Raw genomic sequence first — 654 nt, forward strand, 5'->3', positions numbered from 1 at the left:
GCCGGACAAGCCTTGCACCGCTGGCTCAACGACCCGGACAACGCCGCACCGCTGTCCTCATTGCAGCGCGACCTGCACACCCTCAAGGGCGGCGCGCGCATGGCCGAAGTGGCGGCCATCGCAGATCTGGCCCAGGAGCTGGAAAGTCTTTACGAAGGTCTGGTGGATCGCCGCTACAGCCACAGCGACGCCTTGGGCCAGTTACTGCTCAAGAGCCACGCGCAGTTGGCGTTGCTGCTGGACCAGTTGCAAAGCCATCAGCCGCTGAGCCCGGCGCAGGAACTGATCGGCGCGATTCGCGAGCTGCGTCAGGGGCAACCGCTGGGCGAAGCGCCGTTACCGACGGCGGATCATGACAGTGCCGCACACGATCCGGAGCTGCTGGAAATCTTCCTCGAAGAAGGTTTCGACATCATTGAAAACTCTGGCGCGGCGTTGCTGCGCTGGCAGGCCGAACCGGGCAATCGCCAGGAAGTGGAAACCCTGCTGCGCGATCTGCACACCCTCAAGGGCGGTGCACGGATGGTCGAGATCGGTCCGATCGGCGACCTCGCCCATGAGCTGGAATACCTTTACGAAAGCCTTTCCACCGGGGCGTTGCAGCCGTCGGCGGAACTGTTCGCACTGGTCCAGCGCGGGCATGACCGCCTGGCG

1 protein-coding gene is annotated in these 654 nt (G+C 64.4%); it reads left to right on the top strand.

All coding sequences use genetic code 11. From position 1 onward, the window contains the following. Window positions 1-654: Hpt domain-containing protein (locus tag DBR24_RS34470; RefSeq protein ID WP_256591986.1), on the top strand; the 654-nt coding region annotated here is incomplete at both ends.

This window comes from Pseudomonas sp. HMWF006, assembly GCF_003061205.1.
Taxonomy (GTDB): domain Bacteria; phylum Pseudomonadota; class Gammaproteobacteria; order Pseudomonadales; family Pseudomonadaceae; genus Aquipseudomonas; species Aquipseudomonas monsensis.